27 protein-coding genes are annotated in these 21,961 nt (G+C 66.2%); 23 read left to right on the plus strand and 4 right to left on the minus strand.

All coding sequences use genetic code 11. The features are described from left to right. The first annotated feature begins 11 nt into the window (after positions 1-11). From rplR to rpmD, 3 genes are all read left to right on the plus strand, one after another. The gene (gene rplR / locus BUB76_RS08800; RefSeq protein WP_073128407.1) at positions 12-371 is read left to right on the plus strand and encodes a 50S ribosomal protein L18; all 360 of its coding nucleotides are present in this window, start codon (positions 12-14) and stop codon (positions 369-371) included. A 152-nt stretch (positions 372-523) separates the two neighbouring features. Continuing rightward, positions 524-1,102, plus strand: coding sequence for a 30S ribosomal protein S5 (rpsE, locus tag BUB76_RS08805; RefSeq protein WP_073128408.1), 579 nt, complete (start codon positions 524-526; stop codon positions 1,100-1,102). 3 nt (positions 1,103-1,105) lie between these two features. Continuing rightward, a complete protein-coding gene (gene rpmD, locus BUB76_RS08810) occupies positions 1,106-1,294 on the plus strand; it encodes a 50S ribosomal protein L30 (RefSeq protein WP_073128409.1) in 189 nt (62 codons plus the stop codon). 113 nt (positions 1,295-1,407) lie between these two features. Here rpmD and BUB76_RS08815 read toward each other — a convergent pair whose 3' ends face one another. Both BUB76_RS08815 and BUB76_RS08820 read right to left on the minus strand, forming a co-directional pair. Further along, positions 1,408-2,415: a zinc-dependent alcohol dehydrogenase family protein gene (locus BUB76_RS08815; RefSeq protein WP_073128410.1), complete on the minus strand. Its 1,008-nt coding sequence runs from the start codon at positions 2,413-2,415 to the stop codon at positions 1,408-1,410. Positions 2,416-2,628: 213 nt separating this feature from the next. Next, complete coding sequence (locus BUB76_RS08820) at positions 2,629-3,483, minus strand: DUF4394 domain-containing protein (protein WP_073128411.1); 855 nt, start codon at positions 3,481-3,483, stop codon at positions 2,629-2,631. A gap of 251 nt (positions 3,484-3,734) precedes the next feature. Between BUB76_RS08820 and rplO the strand changes: the two genes are divergently transcribed. The 20 genes from rplO (at position 3,735) to BUB76_RS08915 (ending at position 20,534) form a co-directional block, all read left to right on the plus strand. Further along, the gene (gene rplO, locus BUB76_RS08825; protein ID WP_073128412.1) at positions 3,735-4,211 is read left to right on the plus strand and encodes a 50S ribosomal protein L15; all 477 of its coding nucleotides are present in this window, start codon (positions 3,735-3,737) and stop codon (positions 4,209-4,211) included. A 110-nt stretch (positions 4,212-4,321) separates the two neighbouring features. Next, the gene (secY, locus tag BUB76_RS08830; RefSeq protein WP_073128413.1) at positions 4,322-5,689 is read left to right on the plus strand and encodes a preprotein translocase subunit SecY; all 1,368 of its coding nucleotides are present in this window, start codon (positions 4,322-4,324) and stop codon (positions 5,687-5,689) included. After that, positions 5,686-6,327: an adenylate kinase gene (locus tag BUB76_RS08835; RefSeq protein WP_073128414.1), complete on the plus strand. Its 642-nt coding sequence runs from the start codon at positions 5,686-5,688 to the stop codon at positions 6,325-6,327. Before secY ends, BUB76_RS08835 begins: the two co-directional genes overlap by 4 nt. A gap of 267 nt (positions 6,328-6,594) precedes the next feature. Then, on the plus strand, positions 6,595-6,729 hold the full coding sequence (locus BUB76_RS18260; RefSeq protein ID WP_269085820.1) for a hypothetical protein: 135 nt from the start codon (positions 6,595-6,597) through the stop codon (positions 6,727-6,729). Between the two features lie 254 nt (positions 6,730-6,983). Further along, positions 6,984-7,352: a 30S ribosomal protein S13 gene (gene rpsM, locus BUB76_RS08840; RefSeq protein WP_073128415.1), complete on the plus strand. Its 369-nt coding sequence runs from the start codon at positions 6,984-6,986 to the stop codon at positions 7,350-7,352. 12 nt (positions 7,353-7,364) lie between these two features. Then, on the plus strand, positions 7,365-7,751 hold the full coding sequence (gene rpsK / locus BUB76_RS08845) for a 30S ribosomal protein S11 (RefSeq protein ID WP_073128416.1): 387 nt from the start codon (positions 7,365-7,367) through the stop codon (positions 7,749-7,751). A 114-nt stretch (positions 7,752-7,865) separates the two neighbouring features. Further along, positions 7,866-8,882 carry a DNA-directed RNA polymerase subunit alpha gene (locus tag BUB76_RS08850; RefSeq protein WP_073128417.1) on the plus strand — a complete coding sequence of 339 codons (1,017 nt, stop codon included), beginning with the start codon at positions 7,866-7,868 and terminating at the stop codon, positions 8,880-8,882. A gap of 144 nt (positions 8,883-9,026) precedes the next feature. Further along, a complete protein-coding gene (gene rplQ, locus BUB76_RS08855; RefSeq protein ID WP_073128418.1) occupies positions 9,027-9,440 on the plus strand; it encodes a 50S ribosomal protein L17 in 414 nt (137 codons plus the stop codon). A 138-nt stretch (positions 9,441-9,578) separates the two neighbouring features. Continuing rightward, positions 9,579-10,190: an autoinducer binding domain-containing protein gene (locus tag BUB76_RS08860; RefSeq protein ID WP_073128419.1), complete on the plus strand. Its 612-nt coding sequence runs from the start codon at positions 9,579-9,581 to the stop codon at positions 10,188-10,190. A gap of 96 nt (positions 10,191-10,286) precedes the next feature. Beyond that, positions 10,287-10,877, plus strand: coding sequence for an acyl-homoserine-lactone synthase (locus BUB76_RS08865; RefSeq protein ID WP_073128420.1), 591 nt, complete (start codon positions 10,287-10,289; stop codon positions 10,875-10,877). A gap of 91 nt (positions 10,878-10,968) precedes the next feature. Continuing rightward, positions 10,969-12,297, plus strand: coding sequence for a replication-associated recombination protein A (locus tag BUB76_RS08870; protein ID WP_073128421.1), 1,329 nt, complete (start codon positions 10,969-10,971; stop codon positions 12,295-12,297). A 32-nt stretch (positions 12,298-12,329) separates the two neighbouring features. Then, positions 12,330-12,707, plus strand: coding sequence for a fluoride efflux transporter CrcB (crcB, locus tag BUB76_RS08875; protein ID WP_073128422.1), 378 nt, complete (start codon positions 12,330-12,332; stop codon positions 12,705-12,707). Next, entirely contained in the window at positions 12,704-13,750 is a 1,047-nt protein-coding gene (locus BUB76_RS08880) for an RluA family pseudouridine synthase (protein ID WP_073128423.1), read from the plus strand. Before crcB ends, BUB76_RS08880 begins: the two co-directional genes overlap by 4 nt. After that, complete coding sequence (locus BUB76_RS08885; protein ID WP_073128424.1) at positions 13,747-14,424, plus strand: HAD-IA family hydrolase; 678 nt, start codon at positions 13,747-13,749, stop codon at positions 14,422-14,424. Before BUB76_RS08880 ends, BUB76_RS08885 begins: the two co-directional genes overlap by 4 nt. Then, complete coding sequence (locus BUB76_RS08890) at positions 14,421-15,134, plus strand: ATP12 family chaperone protein (RefSeq protein ID WP_073128425.1); 714 nt, start codon at positions 14,421-14,423, stop codon at positions 15,132-15,134. Before BUB76_RS08885 ends, BUB76_RS08890 begins: the two co-directional genes overlap by 4 nt. Before the next feature lie 211 nt (positions 15,135-15,345). Then, entirely contained in the window at positions 15,346-16,365 is a 1,020-nt protein-coding gene (locus tag BUB76_RS08895; protein ID WP_073128426.1) for an amino acid ABC transporter substrate-binding protein, read from the plus strand. A 135-nt stretch (positions 16,366-16,500) separates the two neighbouring features. Beyond that, positions 16,501-17,733 carry an amino acid ABC transporter permease gene (locus tag BUB76_RS08900; protein ID WP_073128427.1) on the plus strand — a complete coding sequence of 411 codons (1,233 nt, stop codon included), beginning with the start codon at positions 16,501-16,503 and terminating at the stop codon, positions 17,731-17,733. 1 nt (position 17,734) lies between these two features. Then, the gene (locus tag BUB76_RS08905; RefSeq protein ID WP_073128428.1) at positions 17,735-19,033 is read left to right on the plus strand and encodes an amino acid ABC transporter permease; all 1,299 of its coding nucleotides are present in this window, start codon (positions 17,735-17,737) and stop codon (positions 19,031-19,033) included. 14 nt (positions 19,034-19,047) lie between these two features. Next, on the plus strand, positions 19,048-19,836 hold the full coding sequence (locus BUB76_RS08910; RefSeq protein WP_308417672.1) for an amino acid ABC transporter ATP-binding protein: 789 nt from the start codon (positions 19,048-19,050) through the stop codon (positions 19,834-19,836). A gap of 59 nt (positions 19,837-19,895) precedes the next feature. Further along, the gene (locus tag BUB76_RS08915) at positions 19,896-20,534 is read left to right on the plus strand and encodes an HhH-GDP family DNA glycosylase (RefSeq protein WP_073128429.1); all 639 of its coding nucleotides are present in this window, start codon (positions 19,896-19,898) and stop codon (positions 20,532-20,534) included. On the opposite strand, the gene BUB76_RS08920 is transcribed toward BUB76_RS08915, so the two are convergent. Together BUB76_RS08920 and argB are read right to left on the minus strand one after the other, a co-directional pair. Then, on the minus strand, positions 20,531-21,034 hold the full coding sequence (locus tag BUB76_RS08920; protein ID WP_073128430.1) for a SixA phosphatase family protein: 504 nt from the start codon (positions 21,032-21,034) through the stop codon (positions 20,531-20,533). The two genes, BUB76_RS08915 and BUB76_RS08920, sit on opposite strands and share 4 nt — an antisense overlap. Beyond that, positions 21,031-21,903 (minus strand): acetylglutamate kinase, encoded by an 873-nt coding sequence (gene argB / locus BUB76_RS08925; RefSeq protein ID WP_073128431.1) that lies wholly within the window; start codon positions 21,901-21,903, stop codon positions 21,031-21,033. Before argB ends, BUB76_RS08920 begins: the two co-directional genes overlap by 4 nt. Positions 21,904-21,961: the final 58 nt, after the last annotated feature.

Consider the following 21,961-nt stretch of genomic DNA (forward strand, 5'->3'; position numbering starts at 1 on the left):
GGAACGCAAAGATGGCAAACAGCAAGAGAGATCTGTTTCTGAAGCGCCGCCTGCGCGTTCGGAACAAGCTTCGCAAGGTCAACGCCGGGCGCCCGCGCCTGAGCGTGCACCGCTCGAACAAGAACATCAGCGTGCAGCTGATCGACGACGTGCAGGGCGTGACGCTGGCTTCGGCCTCGTCGCTGGAAAAGGACCTGGGCATCGTCGGCAAGAACAACAAGGACGCGGCGGCCAAGGTCGGCGCGGCGATCGCCGAGCGCGCCAAGAAGGCGGGCGTGGAAGAAGCCTATTTCGACCGCGGCGGTTTCCTGTTCCACGGCAAGGTGAAGGCCCTGGCCGACGCCGCGCGTGAAGCCGGGCTGAAGCTGTAATCGGTGCGGGCGGGGTGATCCCGCCCGTTTCCTTCCGGGTGATGCTTTCCACCCCTTTGCAGGCGGCGCCGCCGCCTCGATGACCGGGGCCTTCGGGCACTGCGGTTGGACCAAGAGACGCCCGGCACACGGGCGAAAAGACAGGAGCCATCATGGCCAGAGACGACAATCGCGGCGGACGCCGCAACCAGCGGGACGAAACGCCCGAATTCGCCGATCGCCTTGTGGCGATCAACCGTGTGTCGAAGACCGTGAAAGGCGGCAAGCGCTTCGGCTTCGCCGCGCTCGTGGTCGTCGGCGACCAGCGCGGCCGCGTCGGCTTCGGCAAGGGCAAGGCCAAGGAGGTCCCCGAGGCCATCCGCAAGGCCACCGAGTCCGCCAAGCGCAACATGATCCGCGTGCCCCTGCGCGACGGCCGCACCCTGCACCACGACGTGCACGGCCGCCACGGCGCCGGCAAGGTCATCATGCGTACCGCCCCGCAGGGTACCGGCATCATCGCCGGCGGCCCGATGCGTGCGGTGTTCGAGATGCTGGGTGTGCAGGACGTGGTCGCCAAGTCGAACGGCAGCCAGAACCCCTACGCCATGATCCGCGCCACGCTGAACGGCCTGATCAACGAATCGTCGCCCCGTTCGGTCGCGCAGCGTCGCGGCAAGAAGGTCGCCGACATCCTGCCCAAGCGTGACGAGGCGCCCGAGGCGTCCGCGCAAGTCTCCGAGGAGGCCTGATCCATGGCCAAGACCATCGTCGTCAAGCAGACCGGCAGCCCCATCCGTCGCCCCGCCATCCAGCGCGCGACCCTGAAGGGCCTGGGCCTGAACAAAATGCACCGCGTGCGCGAGCTGGAGGACACCCCCTCCATCCGCGGCATGATCGCCAAGATCCCGCACCTGGTGGAAATCGTCGAAGAGCGCGGCTGACGCGCCCCGGAGATTTCACCTCCGAACAATGAAAAAGGCGGTCCCTCAGGGCCGCCTTTTTTGTTTGAGCATCTTGGGCGGAAGGGGCCGGACCAAGCGTCCGGCCCGAAAGGTCAGATCGACAGGGTGATCTTGCCGAAATGCGCGCCGTCGGCCTCGTGCTGGAACGCGTCGGCGATCCGGTCCAAGGGGAAGCTTCGGTCGATCACCGGCTTGATCCCGGTGGTCTCCAGCGCACGCACGAAATCGCGTTGGTGGGCGTGGCTGCCGACGATCAGCCCCTGAAGCTTCTGATGCTTGGCCATCATCTTCGCGGTCGCGACCTCGCCCGACCGGCCGGTCAGAACGCCGATCAGTGCCATGTGGCCGCCGATCCGGCATGCATCGATCGAGTTGCTGAGCGTCGCGGGGCCGCCGACCTCGACCACGTGGTCCACGCCGCGCCCGCCGGTCATTTCGGCGATCGTCGCGCCCCAGTTCTCGTCGGTCTTGTAGTTCACGACGCCGGCCGCGCCCATCTCGGTCAGCCGCGCGAGCTTCTCGTCCGACGACGACGTGGCGAAGACGCGGGCCCCCATGGCACGGGCGATCTGGAGCGCGTAGATCGACACGCCGCCGGTGCCCAGGACCAGCACGTCGTCCCCGGCCTTCAGCCCCCCGTCGACCACCAGGGCGCGCCAGGCGGTCAGGCCCGCGGTGGTGATCGTCGCCGCCTCCTCGTGGCTCCAGCCGTCGGGCGCCTTGGTGAAGGCGCTGGCCGCGGCGAGCACCGCCTCGCGGGCGTAGCCGTCGATGCCGTCGCCGGGCGTGCCGGAGAAATCCGCAACCGGCGGCGGGCCGTCCTGCCATTGCGGAAAGAACACCGATACGACGTGATCGCCGGTGGCGAACGCGGTCACGCCGTCGCCCACCGCCTCGACCACGCCGGCGCCGTCGGACATGGGAATCCGGCCGTCTTCGGTGGGCATGTTGCCTGACACGACGCCGAAATCGTGGAAGTTCAGGGAGCTGGCTTTCAGCCGCACCTTGATCTGGCCGGGGCCGGGCGTGCCCGGCGCGTCGATATCCACCAGCGTCAGCTTGTCCAGCCCGCCGGGCTTGGCCACTCGAATGGCTTTCATGGGGTTTCCTTTTCGATGCGAGGGCAGGGATAGCCCTGCGGTTGCCCCACAGGTAGGCCCGTGCCCGGGCGGTCAAGGATCCCGGCCTCCGCCGCTGGCGACCAGCGCGATGCCATTCGCGTTCGGACAAACGAAAAAGGGCGCCCGGATCCCACCCGATCCGGACGCCCGATGCCTTGCGACGGCGCCGGGACAAGCCCGCGCCGGCCCGGATTACATCCCGGGGGACACGGCGAAGCCCGAGAAGCCGCCCATGCCCAGATCGCTCAGCATCGTCGCGGTGCCGTCGTCCAGGTTGATGGCGTAGAGACCGGCGGTCTCGGCGCCTTCCATCTGAAGCACGGCGTAGGCCTGGTTCTCGCCCTCGCTGGGCGACAGGATGTCGAAGCCGCCCATGGCCGACAGGTCGACCGCTTCGCCATCGACCATGATCGGCGCCACGATCTCGAGCGTGCCGTCGTTGTTGGCGACGCTGACCAGCGCGTCGGTTTCGGCGTCCAGCGCGTATTGGAACGTGCTGCCGGCCGTCTCGCCCGCGATGGCGTTGGTATAGGCGTTGGCGAAAACCATCGGGGTGGTGCCCGCGTTGTCGTCGCCCTCGGCATAGGCCAGGTCGGTCACGCGGATCACGCTGTTGGCGCGGTCGTCGCCGTCGCCGAAGCCCTCGGGGAAATAGACCAGGTTGTCGCCGGCCGAGGTGATGGCGCGCACCGCGTCGATGGCGTTGTTGAAATCGAACGCCACGACCGAGCCGTCGGCCACCTGCGCGCCGTCGTTGAAGGTCGCGCCCACGTCGGTCAGCGTGCCGTCGGCGGTGTTGATCGTGTAGATCGCATCGTTGGTGTAGCCCAGCAGGTCACCGGTGACGGGGCGGAACGCGATGGCGTCCAGCGCGGTGTCCAGCTCGAAGGTCTGCGCCTCGCCCGGGGCGGCGATGTCGGCCATGGTCACGAGGGTCGCGCCGTCATCGGCAAGGGCATAGCCCATGGTGCCGGCGTGGCCTGCGGCGTGGGCCTGGGTGGCGAGAAGGGCGGCGGCAGCGGCGCTGCTCAGAATTGCGGTCTTCATGTCGTGTCTCCCGTTGATGGACAGAACAGCCGCCTTCGGTGGCGGCGATACGGGAGGCACGGCAGGTCACGGGGGGAAGTTTCGGGGCGCGCGCGAAATTTTCACGGGGCGCCCCGTGGCGGGTCCGAAAGGCTTGCGGAAAATCCGGCGATCTTCTATCAGGCGGCCTTCCCGCAAGGGATCACGCAACGCCGTGTCCGCACCGCTCCCGTCGCTGGGGGTGCGCGTCCGGCAAGGAAAGGAAGCGACACATGGTTAAACTGAACGAACTGCGCGACAACGCGGGTGCCGCCAAGAAGCGGATGCGCGTCGGCCGTGGCCCGGGCTCGGGCAAGGGCAAGACCGCCGGCCGCGGCATCAAGGGCCAGAAGTCCCGCTCGGGTGTGGCCATCAACGGCTACGAAGGCGGCCAGATGCCGCTCTACCAGCGTCTGCCCAAGCGCGGTTTCAACAACATCAATGCCAAGCATTACGCCGTCGTGAACCTGGGCCTGATCCAGAAGTTCATCGACGCCGGCAAGCTGGGCCAGGAGATCACCGAGACCGAGCTTCTCGATTCGGGCCTGGTGCGCCGCAAGAAGGACGGCATCCGCGTCCTGTCGAAGGGCGAGATCACGTCGAAGGTCACGATCACCGTCACCGGTGCGTCGAAATCGGCCATCGAGGCCGTGGAAAAGGCCGGCGGCACCCTGACCGTCACCGGCCGCGCGGCCAGCGCGGCCGAGTAATTGGTTGTGAGCGCCCGACGGGGCGCTTACATACCCATTCAGGTTTTCATCACGCCGCGCGAGCCCCGAAAACCGGGTCGCGCGGCGTTTCCGTTTGAAAGAGACCCGACATGGCATCAGCAGCCGAACAAATGGCCGCGAACATGAGCTGGGGGGCCTTTGGAAAGGCCACCGAGCTCAGGTCGCGGATCCTATTCACCCTGGGCCTGCTCTGCGTCTATCGCCTTGGCACCTACATCCCGGTGCCGGGCATCGACGGCGGCGCACTGCGCGACTTCATGGAGCAGGCGGCCACCGGCATCGGCGGCATCCTGAACATGTTCACCGGCGGCGCGATCAGCCGCATGGGCATCTTCGCCCTGGGGATCATGCCCTATATCAGCGCGTCGATCATCGTGCAGCTGATGACGGCGATGGTTCCGCAGCTGGAGCAGCTGAAGAAAGAGGGTGAGCAGGGGCGCAAGAAGATCAACCAATACACCCGCTACGGCACGGTGTTGCTGGCGACCTTCCAGGCCTACGGTCTTGCCGTGTCGCTGGAGGCGGGCGACCTGGTCACCGACCCCGGCCTGTTCTTCCGCGCGGCCTGCGTCATCACGCTTGTGGGCGGCACGATGTTCCTGATGTGGCTGGGTGAGCAGATCACCCAGCGCGGTATCGGCAACGGCATCTCGCTGATCATCTTCGTCGGCATCATCGCCGAGGTCCCCGCGGCGCTGGCGCAGTTCTTCGCAAGCGGCCGGTCGGGCGCCATCAGCCCCGCCGTCATCATCGGCGTGATCCTGATGGTCGTGGCCGTGATCGCCTTCGTGGTGTTCATGGAGCGCTCGCTGCGCAAGATCCACATCCAGTATCCCCGCCGCCAGGTGGGCATGAAGGTCTATGACGGCGGGTCGTCGCATCTGCCGATCAAGGTGAACCCGGCGGGCGTCATCCCCGCGATCTTCGCCTCGTCGCTGCTGCTTCTGCCGACCACGCTGGCCACGTTCAGCGGCGGCCAGAGCGGCCCGGTCATGTCGACGATCCTGGCGTATTTCGGACCCGGACAGCCGCTCTACCTGCTGTTCTTCGGGGGCATGATCGTCTTCTTCACGTATTTCTACACCGCGAACGTGGCGTTCAAATCCGAGGACGTGGCCGAGAACCTGAAGAACCAGAACGGCTTCATCCCGGGCATCCGTCCCGGCAAGCGGACCGAGGAATACCTGGACTACGTGGTCGCGCGGATCCTTGTCCTGGGCTCGGCCTACCTGACCGCCGTGTGCCTGCTGCCCGAGATCGTGCGCGCCCAGTTCGCCATCCCGTTCTACTTCGGCGGCACATCGGTCCTGATTGTCGTTTCGGTGACGATGGACACGATCCAGCAGGTGCAAAGCCACATGCTGGCCCATCAATACGAAGGACTTATCGAAAAATCGCAGTTGCGTGGTAAGAAGCGCGGTGGGAAGAAACCCGCGCGGGGAGGAAATCGTCGATGAACATCATACTTCTTGGACCTCCGGGGGCCGGCAAGGGCACGCAAGCCCGCCGCCTGGTGGATGAGCACAACATGATCCAGCTCAGCACCGGGGACATGCTGCGGGACGCCCGCAGCTCGGGCACCGAGATGGGCCAGAAGGTGGCCGCGATCATGGACCGCGGCGAATTGGTGACCGACGATATCGTCATCGGCCTGATCGAGGAGAAGCTCGAAGGCGACAAGGGCGGGGGGCTGATCTTCGACGGCTTCCCGCGTACTCTGGGCCAGGCCGATGCCCTGGGGGACCTGCTGAAGCGCCACGGCGAGGACCTGGGCGCCGTGATCGAGATGCAGGTCAACGACGAGGCCCTGATCGAGCGCATCACCGCCCGGTCCACCTGCGCCTCGTGCGGCGAGGTCTACAACGACATCTCGCGGCCGATCCCCGAGGACGGCAAATGCGCCAACTGCGGCGGGACCGAGTTCAAGCGCCGGGCCGACGACAACGAGGAAAGCCTCAAGCAGCGGCTCATGGAATACTACAAGAAGACCTCGCCGCTGATCGGCTACTACTACGCCAAGGGCGACCTGAAGCGCGTGGACGGCCTTGCCGACATCGAGCAGGTGGGCCAGGCGATCGAACAGATCATCGACTGAACCGCGCCTCGGCGACGGAATGACGGAAGGGCGGCGACCGGGACACGGTCGCCGCCTTTTTCGATCCGTATCCGCCGGACGCCCGCTTTTTTCCTTCCCCTACATTCTGCGGTGACCCGCGGGGCCAAGGCACCTTCTAGTCCGCCCGTCGCGCGGGTGGCGCAGAAGCGCCCATTTACGGTTTCGTGACCGGCGCATGGTTTGGTGCGGCGCAAGCGCACTGCTAGATTTGGCGGACAACAACAAAAGACGACACGAGGCAGAGCAATGAATGATATCGTGACGATCATCGTCGCCATAAGCGGCGTGGGGTTCGCCTTCGGGCTGTGCGGCCTGGGCATCCTCAGCGTGGTTCAGCGGATGGACCGGCGGGACGCCGGCAGCGGGGCAGAAGGCGGCTGAGCCGACCCCGAAACGCTTGTTTTTCGCGTCGCGCGCGCCCGGCCACGGTCCGGGCGCGCGTGTTCGTGCGCGGGGCTTGACCACCGGGCGATTCGGCACTATTGCGCACCATCCCAAAGGGAATCGTCAAGTTGTGGGGTCGCACCCCGCCTCGACTCATCGGAATTCGACTGCGGCCCGTGGGGATACCCTCGGGCTTCCGTTGTGAAAAAAGGGCCTGGAACCACGGGCCCGCAACGAAAGGAAAGTACGCTTTGGCACGTATTGCAGGGGTCAACCTCCCCACCGCCAAACGGGTCCCCGTGGCCCTGACCTACATCACCGGCATCGGCCCCAGCTCGGCCGCGACCATCTGCGATGCCGTCGGCATCGACAAGACCGCGCGCCTGAACGAGCTGAGCGACACCGACGTCGTGAAGATCCGCGAATACATCGACGAGAACTTCACCGTCGAGGGTGACCTGCGCCGCGAAACGCAGATGAACATCAAGCGCCTGATGGACCTGGGCTGCTACCGTGGCCTGCGCCACCGCCGCAACCTGCCGGTCCGCGGCCAGCGCACCCACACCAACGCCCGCACCCGCAAAGGCCCCGCGAAGGCCATTGCCGGCAAGAAGAAATAAGGAGACTGACCAATGGCACGTGATCGTCGCGTCAAGAAGAAGGTTTCCAAGAACATCGCCGCCGGCGTTGCGCATGTGAACTCTTCGTTCAACAACACCAAGATCCTGATCTCGGACGTGCAGGGGAACGCCATCTCGTGGTCGTCCGCCGGCACGATGGGCTTCAAGGGCTCGCGTAAATCCACCCCCTACGCCGCGCAGATGGCCGCCGAAGATGCCGGCCGCAAGGCGCAGGAGCACGGTGTGCGCACCCTCGAGGTCGAGGTGCAGGGCCCCGGCTCGGGCCGCGAATCCGCGCTGCGCGCCCTGGCCGCCGCGGGCTTCAACATCACGTCGATCCGCGACGTGACGCCCATGGCCCACAACGGCTGCCGGCCGCCCAAGCGCCGCCGCGTCTGATCGGACTTCTTTGCTAGAGCGGGGTCGCGCATGCGCGCGGCCTCGTGCCGTCATTTTCAACCTCGGGGGTCGGCCGCATTGCATGAGCGGGCTGGCAAGAATTGAGGAGACACCATGCTTCATAAAAACTGGCAGGAGCTGATCAAGCCCACGCAGCTTGAGGTCAAGCCCGGCAACGACCGCACGCGCCAGGCCACCGTCGTGGCCGAGCCGCTCGAGCGTGGCTTCGGCCTGACGCTGGGCAACGCGCTGCGCCGCGTTCTGATGTCATCGCTGCAGGGCGCCGCCATCACCAGCGTCCAGATCGACAACGTCCTGCACGAGTTCAGCTCGATCGCGGGTGTCCGCGAAGATGTGACCGACGTGGTCCTGAACCTCAAGGGCGTCGCGATCAAGATGGAAGTCGAAGGCCCCAAACGGGTGTCGATCTCGGCCAAGGGCCCCATGGTCGTGACCGCCGGCGACATCTCGGTCAGCCAGGGCATCACCGTCCTGAACAAGGACCACGTGATCTGCCACCTGGACGACGGTGCCGACCTGTTCATGGAACTGACCGTGAGCACCGGCAAGGGCTATGTCAGCGCCGACAAGAACCGCCCCGAGGATGCACCGATCGGCCTGATGCCCATCGACGCGATCTACTCGCCGGTGCGCAAGGTCAGCTACGACGTGCAGCCCACCCGCGAGGGTCAGGTGTTGGACTATGACAAGCTGACCATGAAGGTCGAGACCGACGGTTCGGTCGCGCCCGACGATGCCGTGGCCTTCGCCGCCCGCATCCTGCAGGACCAGCTGTCGATCTTCGTCAACTTCGACGAGCCGGAATCGGCCAACCGCCAGGACGATGACGACGGGCTCGAGTTCAACCCGCTTCTCCTGAAGAAGGTGGACGAGCTGGAACTGTCGGTGCGTTCGGCGAACTGCCTGAAGAACGACAACATCGTCTATATCGGCGACCTGATCCAGAAGACCGAAGCCGAGATGCTGCGCACCCCGAACTTCGGCCGCAAGTCCTTGAACGAAATCAAGGAAGTGCTGTCGGGCATGGGCCTGCACCTGGGCATGGATGTCGAGGAATGGCCCCCCGAGAACATCGAGGACCTGGCCAAGAAGTTCGAAGACAACTTCTGAGCCGAAACGGCGCGCCCCGCCAGACGGACGGGGCGGCCGACGACCGGTGACGCCGCGGATCCCTCCGCGGCCGACCCCAAGGAGAGCCGGTGAAACGCAACACCGGCCTGACAAAGCAAAACACGTATCGAAGGAAACCAAACCATGCGTCACGCCCGCGGATACCGCCGCCTGAACCGTACCCATGAACACCGCAAGGCCATGTTCGCCAACATGGCGGGATCGCTGATCGAGCACGAGCAGATCAAGACGACCCTGCCCAAGGCGAAAGAGCTGAAGCGCATCATCGACAAGCTGGTCACGCTCGGCAAGCGCGGCGACCTGCACGCCCGCCGCCAGGCCGCCAGCCGCCTGAAGCAGGACAGCCACGTCGCCAAGCTGTTCGACGTGCTGGGCCCCCGCTACGCCGAGCGCCAGGGCGGCTATGTCCGCGTCCTGAAAGCCGGCTTCCGCTACGGCGACATGGCCCCGATGGCGATCATCGAGTTCGTCGATCGCGACCGCGACGCCAAGGGCGCCGCCGACCGCGCCCGGCTTGAAGCTGAAGACGCCGAATAAACCTTTGCGGCGCCAATATGGCACAGTGAACCGCCGTCCCGTCCGGGGCGGCGGTTTCACGTTGACCAAACGTCACCTTGCGGTCCCAATCGCCCTGAAGTTGTTGCCGGAAACAATGGAATAGGCGAATATAATTTCATGTTTGACCGTACCAGTTTCGATGGCGAGCTCAGTCGGCTCGATCCCTACGCAGAGAAGGGCTACTTCGCCGCTCTGCACATCCGCTTCACGTCCCCGCTCATGCTGTTCACGACCTACTCGCCCGAGTGGACGGAGCACTACACGCAGCAGGGCTACGTTCTGCGTGACCCCATGACCGCCTGGTCCTTCGCGTCGACCGGCGCGACCCGGTGGTCCAATCCGAAGATCCCGGACCCCTTCCATGTCTTCGACGAGGCCCGGAAGTTCGGATTGAATTACGGCGTCACCGTCTCGGCCGGACCGATTACGTCGCGCACCGTTATCAGTGTCGCGCGTGGCGACCGGGAATTGCGGGACGAGGAGATGATCGCAATCGAGGAGATCGCGAAGAATCTGCACGGCATGGCCGACCCGAATATCCGCCTCACGCGCGCGCAGCTCGAGGCGTTGAAATGCGTCGCCGACGGCCATCGCCATTCGGCGGCTGCGGCCATGCTCGGCGTGTCGGAAAGCGCTTTGAAGCTGCGCCTGACCGGTGTTCGCGAAAAGCTCATGGCGCGAACAACGGCCGAGGCGATTCAGCGCGCGAAAGACTACAATCTGATTTAATTTCGGTAACTGTGTAAGAAGGCTCGCATATTTCTCTCCTTCAGATAACTTTCAGATTGGGGGAATCCCCCAATAATTGTATCAAGGAGTCTTCTGATGCAGACGACAACGCTTTCTTTCGAAAACATGCACCAGCACGGCGAGCTCTTTGCGAACATGCTCCGGGCCCGTCACGAATGGTTCATCCGGCATAACCACTGGGACCTGCCCCAGGCCATGGGCATGGAGTACGATCAGTACGACAACCCGGCCAGCCGCTGGGTCGTCGTCCACGACGAGAACGGTCGTGTGCTGGCCGGCAATCGCCTGACGCCCACCACGGCGAAGTGCGGGATCTACACCTACATGATTCGCGACGCACAGCGGGGCCTGCTGGATACCATCCCCGCCGACCTGCTGTACGACGAGGCGCCCGTCGCGGCCGATGTCTGGGAAAGCTCGCGCCTGTTCGTGTCGCATCACGTCCCCGCGGCCGAGCGTCGCCGTGTCCACGCGCAACTGGTCATGCAACTCGGGACCGCCGCCCGGGCCGTGGGCGCCACGTCCTGCCTGACGCTTCTGGCCGCGAACTGGCCGCGTTGGGCCAAGCGGGTGAAGGTCGACATGACCGCCATGGGGCCCGTGATGGAGATCGAGGGTGTCATGAACCAGGTCGTGTCGATGAACTTTGAAAGTGCCATGCAGTAAAAGCGGCCCGCAGGATCCAATCGCTGCCTTGATCGGATCCTGATGCCCGCCTGCTGGTGCCACGCCGCGCGCCATCCTACATAGACAGGCGATGGCAGACCTATTCGATTCCGGCCCGCAGAATGCGGCCTCTCCGACACCGACTGATACCGGGCACCGACCGTTGGCCGACAGGCTACGGCCGCGTTCGCTCGCACAGGTGGTGGGACAAACCGACGTCCTGGGCCCGGATGGCCCCCTGGGCGTCATGCTGGCCTCGGGGGCGTTGTCGTCGCTGGTGTTCTGGGGCCCGCCCGGCGTGGGCAAGACCACCATCGCCCGGTTGCTGGCGCAGGAAACCGACCTCCATTTCGTCCAGATCAGCGCGATCTTCACCGGGGTGCCGGACCTGCGGAAAGTGTTCGACGCGGCCCGTCACCGCCGGGCCAACGGGCAGGGCACGCTGCTGTTCGTCGACGAGATCCACCGCTTCAACAAGGCGCAGCAGGATGGCTTCCTGCCCCACATGGAGGACGGCACGATCCTTCTCGTCGGTGCGACCACCGAGAATCCCAGCTTCGAGCTCAACGCGGCCCTTCTGAGCCGGGCACAGGTCCTGGTGCTGTCGCGCCTCGACGCCGATGACCTGGGCCGCCTGATCGACCGGGCCGAGGACGAGCTGGGCCGCACGCTGCCCCTGACCGACGCGGCCCGGGCCAGCCTGGTCGAAATGGCCGACGGTGACGGGCGCGCCATGCTGAACCTGGTCGAGCAGGTGGCGTCTTGGCGCGTGACCGACCCGCTGGGTCCCGACGCGCTGGTCACCCGGCTGATGCGGCGGGCGGCGCAATACGACAAGTCGGGCGACGCCCATTACAACCTGATTTCGGCGCTGCACAAATCGGTGCGCGGCAGCGATCCCGATGCCGCGCTCTACTGGCTGGCCCGGATGCTCGAAGGGGGCGAGGACCCGCGATACCTCGCCCGGCGGATCACCCGCATGGCGATCGAGGATATCGGGCTGGCCGATCCGCAGGCGCAGCGCGTATGCCTCGATGCCTGGGAAACCTTCGAGCGGTTGGGCAGCCCCGAGGGGGAACTGGCGCTGGCGCAGTCGGTGATCTACCTGGCGCTCGCCCCGAAATCCAACGCGGGATACGTGGCCTACAAGGCGTCGCGGAAATCGGCCAGGAAGACGGGGTCGAACCCGCCGCCCAAGCATATCCTGAACGCGCCGACATCACTGATGAAGGACCAGGGTTACGGCGACGGCTATGCCTACGACCACGACGCCGAGGACGGCTTCTCGGGGCAGAACTATTTCCCCGACGGGATGGCGCGACCGGAGTTCTACGCGCCGCCGGAACGCGGGTTCGAGCGGGACCTGAAGAAGCGGCTCGACTATTTCGGCCGGCTGCGCGCCAAGCGGTCGGGCGATTGACAAGCCTGACCGCGCGGGGGAAAGGGGCGATCATGCTGGCAACTCTTCTACAGGTGATGGCGGGCGGCGCCCTGGGCGCCGGCCTGCGCTGGGGCTGGGGCCTCGGGATCAGCCGGATGGTCGGTCCCGGCTTTCCGTTGCCGATCCTGACCGCGAACGTCTTCGGCTCGTTCCTCATGGGGCTGTTTGTCGTGATGGCCGCCAACCGCGGCCTTGGGCACTTCGGGCCGTTCGTCCAGGTGGGGCTGCTGGGCGGGTTCACGACCTTCTCCAGCTTCTCGCTCGAGGCCGTCACGCTGATGGAGCGGGGCGAGGCGGGGCAGGCCGCGGCCTATATCCTGTTGTCGGTGGGTGCATCCATCGGCGGGTTGTTCCTGGGCCTGACGCTGGGACGGGGGATCTTCGCATGAGCGGCGTACAGACAGTGACCGTGGCCGAGGATGAGGGCGATCAGCGGCTGGACCGGTGGTTCCGCAAGCGGTTTCCGCACATCCCGCAGGGCCGCATCGACAAGATGTGCCGCAAGGGCGAGATCCGCGTCGATGGCGGCCGGGTCAAGGGCAACACGCGGGTCGAGGCCGGCCAGGAGGTTCGCGTGCCGCCGCTGCCCGACAGCGAAGCGCCCGCCCCGCGCGACAGCGTGACCCGGATTAGCGACGCGGACGCGAAGATGATCCAGTCTGCCGTCCTTTACCGCGACGACCACGTAATCGCGCTGAACAAGCCGGCGGCCCTGGCCACCCAGGGCGGCAGCAAGACCGCGCGCCACGTGGACCAGCTGAGCGAGGCGCTGCGCTTCGGGCTCGAGGATCGGCCCAAGCTGGTGCACCGGCTGGACAAGGACACATCGGGCGTCCTGCTGCTGGCGCGCACGCGGCAGGCGGCCAGGGGCCTGTCCGAGGCGATGCGCCACAAGTACACGCGCAAGATCTACTGGGCCGCCGTCGCGGGCGTGCCGCAGCCCAAGCACGGTGTCATCAAGTTCGGCCTGATGAAGGCGCCCGGCCACGGCGCGCGGGGGCAGGGCGAAAAGATGATCTGCCTGCACCCCGACGACGTGGCCGGGACCGAGGGCGCCAAGCGCGCCGAGACGCGGTTCTCGACCCTGTCGGGGCTGGGCAGCCGCGTGAGCTGGTGCGCGCTGGAGCCCGTGACGGGCCGCACCCACCAGCTGCGCGCGCATATGGCCGAGCTGGGGCACCCCATCGTCGGTGACGGCAAGTACGGCGGGTCGAGCCAGGAGAACATGGGCGACGGCTGGGGCGCGGGACTGGGGGCCGAGATCGGGCGCAAGCTGCACCTGCACGCGCGGTCGATGACGCTGCGCCATCCCGTGACGGGGGCCGACCTGCATATCGTGGCGCCCCTGCCGCCGCACATGCGCCATACCTGGGATTTCCTGGGATGGGAGCGGGACGAGGCGCCGGACGACCCCTTCGAGGACATGGTTTGACCGACCTGCGCTGCGTGATCTTCGATGTCGACGGCACGCTGGTCGACAGCCAGGCCGATATCGTCGCTTCCATGAACGCGGCCTTTGCGGCGGTGGACCTTCCCGCGCCGCCCCGGGCCGATATCCTGTCGCATGTGGGCCTGTCGTTGGGCCTGATCTTCCCCCGCATGGTGCCCGATCTCGACGCGACCGCGCACCGCGCGATGGAAGCGGCCTACAAGGATCGCTATGCCGCGCTGCGGGCCGCCGGCGGCGCCAGCGGCGGCGCGCCGCTTTACCCCGGCGCGGCCGAGGCATTGTCGCGGCTGTCCGCGCAGCCCGAAACCCTGCTGGCTTTGGCCACCGGCAAGTCGAACCGCGGGCTTGACCACCTGATCGAGGCGCATGGCTGGCACGGGCTTTTCGTGTCGCGCCAGTCCGCCGACGATCATCCGTCGAAGCCCCATCCGTCGATGATCGCGCAGGTCTTGCGTGACACCGGCGTCGACGCGCGACGGGCTGTGATGGTGGGCGACACCAGCTACGACATGGACATGGCGCGGGCCGCCGGCATCCGCGCGGTCGGTGTCGCGTGGGGTTATCACCCGGCCCATAACCTGCAGGCCGACGCTCGGGTCGAAAGCTTCGACGCGCTTCCCGCGGCCATCGACGATTTGCTGGAGGACGCCGCATGAGCGAATGGAGCCCCAAACGGTTCTGGAAGGACACGCGCGTGGCCGACGAGGGCGGCCGTTTCACCGTGCTTCTGGACGACAAGCCGATCCGCACGCCCGCCAAGGCCGCGCTGCACATGCCGACCCGCGCCATGGCCGAGGCCGTCGCCGCCGAGTGGGAAGCCCAGGGCGAGCGGATCGTGCCGGACAGCATGCCGGTGACGCGCAGCGCCAATTCGGCGATCGACAAGGTGATGGTGCAGAAGCCCGAGGTCGTGGCGATGCTGGCCGAGTACGGCGGCACCGACCTGCTCAGCTATCGCGCCGACGGCCCCGAGGAACTGGTCCAGCGCCAGGCCGCGGCCTGGGATCCCTATCTCGACTGGGCCGCCGACCGCTTCGACGCGCGGCTGGCGGTCACGGGCGGCGTGATGCCCGTGGCGCAGGACAACGCGGCGCTGGAACGGCTGGCGGCGCCGCTTGGTGAACTCGACGCGTTCGAGTTGACGGCTGCCCATGACCTGATCGCCATGTCGGGGTCTCTGGTGCTGGGCCTCGCGGTCATCGAGGGCCGCGCCGCCGCCGCCCCGATCTGGGATATCAGCCGCGTGGACGAGCTGTGGCAGGCTGAAGTGTGGGGCCGCGACGAGGAAGCGGAAGAGACCGCCGCCCGCAAACGCGGTGATTTCCTGCACGCCGAAAGGTTCCTTCAGCTCGCGCGGAACGCGTGAGCAAAACGCGTTGTTTGCCGTCGAAGTGGTAAAAAACCCGTAAACCTGCACAGTTTTTCATCACGGCCCGTGCTGATCGCCTTGACCTGCGGTGATGAATACATCCAAACTTGCGGGCGATTGGAACAATGCGTTCCATGCCACCAACCGGCCACAGGGCTGGATCGCAAAACCGCCCGACACGGGGCGGGCAACTCAGGAAGAGGTAAACATGAAGAAGACCGTATTTCTCGGCGCTCTTGCCGCTACCGGCCTTATGGCCGGCGCCGCTGCTGCACAGACGCTGGAAGACGTGCAGTCGCGCGGCACCCTTAACTGTGGTGTGACCACCGGCCTGGTGGGCTTCGCCGCGCCGAACGCGAACGGTGAATGGGAAGGGTTCGACGTCGCGCTCTGCCGTGCCGTCGCCGCCGCCGTTCTGGGCGACCCCACCGCCGTCGAATTCGTCCCCACCACGGGCAAGACGCGCTTCACCGCGCTGGCCTCGGGCGAGATCGACATGCTGGCCCGCAACACCACCTGGACCTTCAGCCGTGACAACGACCTGAAGTTCGAATTCACCGGCATCAACTACTACGACGGCCAGGGCTTCATGGTCCCCAAGGGCCTGGGCGTGACCTCGGCCAAGGACCTGGACGGCGCGACCGTCTGCGTGCAGACCGGCACCACCACCGAGCTGAACCTCGCGGACTTCTTCCGCAAGAACAACATCAGCTACGAGCCGGTCCCGATCGAAACCAACGCCGAGGCGCAGCAGCAGTACCTTGCCGGTGCCTGTGACGCTTACACCACCGACGCGTCGGGCCTGGCCGCGACCCGCGCCACCTTCGAGGCGCCCGCCGATCACGTGATCCTGCCGGAAATCATCTCGAAAGAGCCGCTGGGCCCGCTGGTCCGCCACGGCGACAACGAGTGGGGCGACATCGTTCGCTGGACGCTGAACGCCCTGATCGCCGCCGAAGAGCTGGGCGTGAGCTCGGCCAACGTGTCCGACATGGCCTCGGCCGCTGGCGACAGCCCCGAGATCAACCGCCTGCTGGGCACCGAGGGCAACCTGGGCGAGATGATCGGCCTCGAGTCCGACTGGGCCGTGCAGGCCATCTCGGCCGGCGGCAACTACGGCGAACTGTTCGAGAAGAACATCGGCGAAAACACCCCGATCGGCCTGGCGCGCGGCCTGAACGCGCAGTGGACCGAGGGTGGGCTGCTGTACTCGCCGCCCTTCCGCTAAGTTCATAAAATGGGAAGGGCGCGGTCAATCCGCGCCCTTCTCGTATCCGGACCTCACACGACACGACCGCGCGGCACGCACCGCGGGCCGAATGGCCCCGGCTACGCTTCGCCGTTACAGGATGGGACCCAGGTGATGGCCAGTATTTCGGATCCGCAGAGCCAGCAGGACAGCTTCCGCCTATCGATGCTGTTGAACGACACCCGCTATCGCGGGCTCACGTTCCAGTTCATCGCGCTGATCCTTATCATCTTCGTCATGGCCTATCTGGGCATGAACCTCGTCAGCAACCTGGCGACCGCCGGCCTGACATTCTCCTACGATTTCCTCGGCGATCCCGCCGGGTACGACATCAACCAGGCACTGATCTCCTACACGAGCCAGTCCACGCACCTGCGGGCGGCCTTCGTCGGCGTCATCAACACGCTTCTCGTCGCGCTGTTCGGCTGCATCACGGCAACGATCATCGGCGTGACGGCGGGCGTGCTGCGCCTGTCCAAGAACTGGCTGGTGGCCAAGCTGATGGCCGTCTATGTCGAGGCCTTCCGCAACGTGCCGGTGCTGATCTGGATCCTGATCATCGGCACCATCGTCACGATCTCGGGCGCCAACCCCCGCGCCTTCCTGACCCGCGGTGGCAGCGTCGAGCCCGAAAGCGAGATGCTGTTCGGCGCCTTCGCCTTCACCAACCGCGGCTTCTACAGCCCGGCGGTGAACTTCGGCCCGGGCTGGATCATCGTGCTGCTGGCGCTGATCGCGGGGATCGTCGGCGCGTTCCTCTGGCGCCGCCACATGCGCAAGACGCTCTATGCCTCGGGCAAGCTGCTGCCGGGCTGGCCCACCTGGATCATCCTGATCGCCCCCGTGGTGATCGCCCAGCTGGTGTTGGGCTCGCTGTCGCTGTCCATGCCCGATGTCGAAAGCAACAACTTCAATATCCAGGGCGGCACGGTGATCGGCAAACCGTTCATCGCGCTGTGGCTGGCGCTGTCGGTCTATACCGGTGCCTTCATCGCCGAGAACGTGCGCGCCGGCATCATGGCCGTCAGCAAGGGTCAGACCGAGGCGGCCGCCGCGCTGGGCCTGCGCCCGCGCCGGGTGATGAACCTGGTGATCCTGCCGCAGGCGCTGCGCGTCATCATCCCGCCGCTGATCTCGCAATACCTGAACCTGACCAAGAACAGCTCGCTCGCCATCGCGGTGGGCTATGCCGACATCACCGCGACGCTGGGGGGCATCACGCTGAACCAGACCGGCAAGGCGCTGGAATGCGTGCTGCTGCTGATGCTGTTCTACCTGGTCATCAGCCTGGCGATCTCGGCGATCATGAACGTCTACAACGCCTCGGTCGCGTTGAAGGAGCGGTGATATGAGCGATACCCACGCCGAATCCGTCGCCTACGTGCGCGAAACCTTCGTCGGAGAGCAGCCGCCCCCCGCCCAGGAAACCGGCGCGCTGATCTGGCTGCGCAAGAACCTGTTCTCGAACTGGTTCTACAGCATCCTGACGCTGCTGGCGCTTTACGTGATCTACGTCCTTCTGTCGGGCTTCCTGCCATGGCTGCTGGGCGGCGTGTGGGAGGCATCCAGTATCCGCGAATGCCGCGAGATCGCGGGCGAAGGCGCGGCGGGCGGCTGTTTCGCCGTGCTGAGCGAACGCTGGAACCAGCTTCTCTTCGGGTTCTCCTACCCGTCCGAGGCCTACTGGCGCCCGACCCTGGCCCTGGTCCTGCTGGCCGTTGCCGCGGCGCCGGTGCTGTTTCCCAAGGTCCCGCGCGCGCTGTTGATCGTCACGCTGATCTATCCTTTCGCCGCCTACTACCTGATCTGGGGCGGCACGATCCTGATCGCGGTGATGGCGCTTCTGGGCGTGATCGTGGGCTACATCGTCTATTCCAGGCTGGTCGATCGCGGCTTCGCGCTGGGGTTCTTCGCGGGCGTCGCCGCGGCGATCATCGTCTGGCAGATCGGCGGCTTCATCACCGCGGCCGCGCCGAACGTCCTCGCCCTGACGGAGATCCAGTCCCGCGACATGGGCGGCTTCATGTTGAACCTGATCCTGGGCGTGGTCTGCGTGTCGCTGTCGCTGCCCATCGGGATCGTGCTGGCGCTGGGCCGCCAGTCCAGCCTGCCGATCATCAAGTGGATCTGCGTGGTCTTCATCGAGTTCATCCGCGGCGTGCCGCTGATCACGCTGCTCTTCGTGGCGAACGTGGTGCTGGCCTACTTCCTGCCGCCGGGCACCAATTTCGACCTGATCCTGCGCGTGATCATCATGATCACCATGTTCGCCTCGGCCTATATCGCCGAGGTCATCCGGGGCGGCCTGGCGGCCTTGCCGCGCGGGCAGTACGAGGGCGCCGAGAGCCTGGGGCTGGATTACGCGCAATCCATGCGGCTGATCATCCTGCCGCAGGCGCTGAAGATCTCGATCCCGGGGATCGTCAACGTGGCCGTGGGGCTCTTCAAGGACACCACGCTGGTCTCGATCATCTCGATGTTCGACCTGGTGGGGATGATCCGCGGCCCGATCCTGGCCTCGCAGGACTGGAACGGCGTCTACTGGGAGCTTTACGGCTTCGCCGCCTTCCTGTTCTTCATCGTCTGCTACGGCATCTCGCAATATTCCCAGTGGCTCGAGCGTCAGCTGGCCACCGATCACCGCTAACAGGGGGCGCTTCCATGTCCATGACCGAAGAAATGCAGGTCGACACCTCGAAGATGAAGATCAGCGACGAGGTCGCGATCCGGATCGAGGGGATGAACAAGTGGTACGGCCAGTTCCACGTGCTGCGCGACATCGACCTGACCGTCTATCGCGGCGAACGGATCGTCATCTGCGGGCCTTCGGGGTCGGGCAAGTCGACGCTGATCCGCTGCATCAACGCGCTGGAAGAACACCAGAAGGGCAAGATCGAGGTCGATGGCACGGTCCTGTCGTCGGACCTGAAGCAGATCGACAAGATTCGGTCCGAGGTCGGGATGTGCTTCCAGCACTTCAACCTGTTCCCGCACCTGACCATTCTCGAGAACTGCACGCTGGCCCCGATCTGGGTGCGCAAGACCCCCAAGCGCGACGCCGAAAAGACCGCGATGCACTTCCTCGAAAAGGTGAAGATCCCGGACCAGGCCCACAAGTACCCGGGTCAGTTGTCGGGCGGCCAGCAACAGCGCGTGGCCATCGCCCGCAGCCTGTGCATGCGCCCGCGGATCATGCTGTTCGACGAACCGACCTCGGCGCTCGACCCCGAGATGATCAAGGAAGTGCTCGACACCATGATCGAGCTCGCAGAAGAGGGCATGACCATGCTCTGCGTCACCCACGAGATGGGCTTTGCCCGGCAGGTGGCGAACCGCGTGATCTTCATGGACCAGGGCCAGATCGTCGAGCAGAACGAGCCCGAGGAGTTCTTCAAGAACCCGAAATCCGAGCGGACCAAGCTGTTCCTCAGCCAGATCCTGGGACACTAGGCCGCGGACCCGCACGGGGCGGCACGGCATTGCCTCTCGAATGACCGAGAAGATCTACCATGTCGCAGCAAGATAGTGTCGACGCCCTGATCCGCGATCAGGGCGTTCTTTTTTCGGAAGGGATGGGCGCGACCATCGCGCGCAATACCCCGCAGGAGCTGTTTCACTGGCTCTGCGGCAGCGTCCTCCTGGCCGCCCGGATCTCGTCCGACCTGGCCGTTCAGGCGGCGCAGGGCCTGCGCAGCAAGGGGCTGCACACGGTCGATGCCCTTGTCGCCGCGGACGAGGCCACGATCATGCGATGCCTGGGCGAGAACGGCTACAAGCGCTACGACGGCGTCGGTACCGACTATCTCAAGGCCACGGCCCGCCTGGTGCAGGACCACTATAACAGCGACCTGCGCAACATGCTGGACGACGATCCCGACGCGGTGCTCGGGCGCCTGAAAGAGGCCAAGGGCCTGGGCGATACCGGCGCAGGCATTTTCGCGCGCGAGGCGCAGCTGGTCTGGGATGTCTTCTATCCCCGGCTGGACGGGCCCGCGATCCGCGCCGCCGAGACCCTGAGCCTGACCACCGATCACGGGGCGCTCGTCTCCATGGCGGGCTCGCGCGAACGGTTCGTGCGGTTGGCCGCGGCCCTGACCCGTGCCGACCTTGGCGCGCCCTCTGAAGCCGTCCGACAGACCGTCGTTTAGTCAGTCAGGTCGCGCGGCACCACGAAATCGACGACCCGCGCGCAGGCGGGCCCCAGGGCGGTCCAGTCGTCGCCCGGGATATCCAGGACCAGCGTCGCGCAGGTGGGAAAGCGGTGGAACTCCACACGGTCGGGAGTCTGGGCGACCAGGTATTGCGCCAAAGCCGCCAGTCCGGGGTTGTGGGCGATGACCAGGACATCGCCCGGCGGATGGGCCTCAACGCAGTCGAGGATGGTCTCGGGCGTGGCGTGGTACAGCCGCTCCAGCCGCTGGGGCGCCGCATCGGGAAGGGTCGGGGCGATGCCGTCCCAGGTCTCGGCCACCCGGAGCGCAGTGGACAAAAGCACCGTCGTGGGGCGCACGTTCCGGTCCTGTAGCCAGCCGCCGATGGCCCGGGCCGAGCGGTGGCCGCGCGCGTTCAGCGGCCTGTCGTGATCCGGCAGCCCGGGATCGCCCCAATCCGACTTCGCGTGCCGCATCAGGGTCAGACGCAGGCTCACCTGGGCGTCCGGATCAGGCTACCCGCGCCCTGGGCCGTGTAGAGCTCCAGGATGCAGGCATGGGGCGCGCGCCCGTCGAGGATGACCACCGCGCGCACGCCGCCGTCGATGGCGTCCAGCGCGGTCTGGGTCTTGGGGATCATGCCGCCCTTGATGACGCCGTCGGCGGTCAACTGGCGGATGGCCTCGGGCGTCATCTCGCTGACCACGTCGCCGCTGGCATCCTTCAGCCCCGCGACGTCGGTCAGCAGCAACAGGCGATCGGCCTTCAGCGCGGCGGCGATGGCGCCCGCGGCCGTGTCGCCGTTCACGTTGAAAGTCTCGCCGTTGCGGCCCGCGCCGATCGGGGCGATGACCGGGATCGTCTTGGTGTCGCGCAGCGATTGCAGGAACTGCGGGTTGCATTCGACGGGCGTGCCGACGAAACCCAGCTTGGGGTCTGTCTGCTCGCAGATCATCAGGTTCGCGTCCTTGCCGCTGATCCCGATGGCGCGGCCGCCCTCGGCGTTGATGGCCTGCACGATGCGCTTGCCCACGAAACCGGACAGCACCATCTCGACCACCTCGATGGTGGCGGCGTCGGTGACGCGCTTGCCATCGACGAATTCGCTGACAACGCCCTGTTGTTCCAGCGTGGCGTTGATCATCGGGCCGCCACCATGAACGATCACCGGGTTCACGCCCACGTGGCTCATCAACACGATGTCGCGGGCAAAGCTGCGCATGGCCTCGTCCGAGCCCATGGCGTGGCCGCCCAGCTTGATGACGACGGTGGCGCCGGCATAGCGCTGGAACAGGGGCAGGGCCTGGCTCAGCGTGCGGGCGGTGGCCACCCAGTCGGCATCGGTAGGCGCGGTGTCGGCGGTCATGCGTGTCCTCTCAGGCAGTGCCCTTTGGTAAGCCGGGCAGGCGGGGCGCTCAAGCCGA

This window comes from Palleronia salina, from assembly GCF_900141995.1.
GTDB lineage: Bacteria > Pseudomonadota > Alphaproteobacteria > Rhodobacterales > Rhodobacteraceae > Palleronia > Palleronia salina.

Bases quoted from the DNA above. Each gene is read 5' to 3' on its own strand.
- BUB76_RS08900 (WP_073128427.1), top strand. From the start codon at position 16,501: ATGGCCAGTATTTCGGATCCGCAGAGCCAGCAGGACAGCTTCCGCCTA.
- rplQ (WP_073128418.1), top strand. From the start codon at position 9,027: ATGCGTCACGCCCGCGGATACCGCCGCCTGAACCGTACCCATGAACAC.
- BUB76_RS08865 (WP_073128420.1), top strand. From the start codon at position 10,287: ATGCAGACGACAACGCTTTCTTTCGAAAACATGCACCAGCACGGCGAG.
- secY (WP_073128413.1), top strand. From the start codon at position 4,322: ATGGCATCAGCAGCCGAACAAATGGCCGCGAACATGAGCTGGGGGGCC.
- BUB76_RS08820 (WP_073128411.1), bottom strand. From the start codon at position 3,483: ATGAAGACCGCAATTCTGAGCAGCGCCGCTGCCGCCGCCCTTCTCGCC.
- BUB76_RS08915 (WP_073128429.1), top strand. From the start codon at position 19,896: ATGTCGCAGCAAGATAGTGTCGACGCCCTGATCCGCGATCAGGGCGTT.
- BUB76_RS08895 (WP_073128426.1), top strand. From the start codon at position 15,346: ATGAAGAAGACCGTATTTCTCGGCGCTCTTGCCGCTACCGGCCTTATG.
- crcB (WP_073128422.1), top strand. From the start codon at position 12,330: ATGCTGGCAACTCTTCTACAGGTGATGGCGGGCGGCGCCCTGGGCGCC.
- BUB76_RS08815 (WP_073128410.1), bottom strand. From the start codon at position 2,415: ATGAAAGCCATTCGAGTGGCCAAGCCCGGCGGGCTGGACAAGCTGACG.
- BUB76_RS08910 (WP_308417672.1), top strand. From the start codon at position 19,048: ATGTCCATGACCGAAGAAATGCAGGTCGACACCTCGAAGATGAAGATC.
- rplO (WP_073128412.1), top strand. From the start codon at position 3,735: ATGGTTAAACTGAACGAACTGCGCGACAACGCGGGTGCCGCCAAGAAG.
- rpsE (WP_073128408.1), top strand. From the start codon at position 524: ATGGCCAGAGACGACAATCGCGGCGGACGCCGCAACCAGCGGGACGAA.
- BUB76_RS08905 (WP_073128428.1), top strand. From the start codon at position 17,735: ATGAGCGATACCCACGCCGAATCCGTCGCCTACGTGCGCGAAACCTTC.
- BUB76_RS18260 (WP_269085820.1), top strand. From the start codon at position 6,595: ATGAATGATATCGTGACGATCATCGTCGCCATAAGCGGCGTGGGGTTC.
- BUB76_RS08890 (WP_073128425.1), top strand. From the start codon at position 14,421: ATGAGCGAATGGAGCCCCAAACGGTTCTGGAAGGACACGCGCGTGGCC.
- BUB76_RS08850 (WP_073128417.1), top strand. From the start codon at position 7,866: ATGCTTCATAAAAACTGGCAGGAGCTGATCAAGCCCACGCAGCTTGAG.
- argB (WP_073128431.1), bottom strand. From the start codon at position 21,903: ATGACCGCCGACACCGCGCCTACCGATGCCGACTGGGTGGCCACCGCC.
- rpsK (WP_073128416.1), top strand. From the start codon at position 7,365: ATGGCACGTGATCGTCGCGTCAAGAAGAAGGTTTCCAAGAACATCGCC.
- BUB76_RS08860 (WP_073128419.1), top strand. From the start codon at position 9,579: ATGTTTGACCGTACCAGTTTCGATGGCGAGCTCAGTCGGCTCGATCCC.
- BUB76_RS08835 (WP_073128414.1), top strand. From the start codon at position 5,686: ATGAACATCATACTTCTTGGACCTCCGGGGGCCGGCAAGGGCACGCAA.
- BUB76_RS08880 (WP_073128423.1), top strand. From the start codon at position 12,704: ATGAGCGGCGTACAGACAGTGACCGTGGCCGAGGATGAGGGCGATCAG.
- BUB76_RS08870 (WP_073128421.1), top strand. From the start codon at position 10,969: ATGGCAGACCTATTCGATTCCGGCCCGCAGAATGCGGCCTCTCCGACA.
- rpmD (WP_073128409.1), top strand. From the start codon at position 1,106: ATGGCCAAGACCATCGTCGTCAAGCAGACCGGCAGCCCCATCCGTCGC.
- rplR (WP_073128407.1), top strand. From the start codon at position 12: ATGGCAAACAGCAAGAGAGATCTGTTTCTGAAGCGCCGCCTGCGCGTT.